Source organism: Nocardioides malaquae (assembly GCF_015070385.1).
In the GTDB taxonomy this organism is placed as follows: Bacteria; Actinomycetota; Actinomycetes; order Propionibacteriales; family Nocardioidaceae; genus Nocardioides; species Nocardioides malaquae.
This window is the reverse complement of sequence record NZ_JADCSA010001352.1, coordinates 1-231: the sequence shown is the minus strand read 5'-3', so window position 1 is coordinate 231 and position 231 is coordinate 1. Positions and strand designations below refer to the sequence as shown.

General features: G+C 45.9%; 1 protein-coding gene. It reads left to right on the top strand.

Annotation, left to right across the window (positions count from 1 at the left end; all coding sequences use genetic code 11):
• Positions 1–219 (top strand): hypothetical protein (locus tag IEQ44_RS17545; protein WP_227487736.1); only part of this gene is annotated, 219 nt, incomplete at its 5' end.
• Positions 220–231 lie beyond the last annotated feature (12 nt).

The window sequence follows — 231 nt, the reverse complement described above, 5'->3', positions numbered from 1 at the left end:
GGATGGCTAGGAGGATATGAGAGGAGGGGGAGGATGAAAAGAAGGAAAGTAGGACAGAGGGATGTGACTGGCTGCCACAGGCCTGCTTGGGTGTTTTTGTACTTTAGCAGAAGCCAGTCTTGTTTTAGGGAAGATGATGAAGCAGTTCTTGTGCTTTGTGTGTATACCGTTCCATACAAGAAAAGTGGGGGAAAAAACATTTGGCTAATTTCCTGCTGAAAACAGGGATAG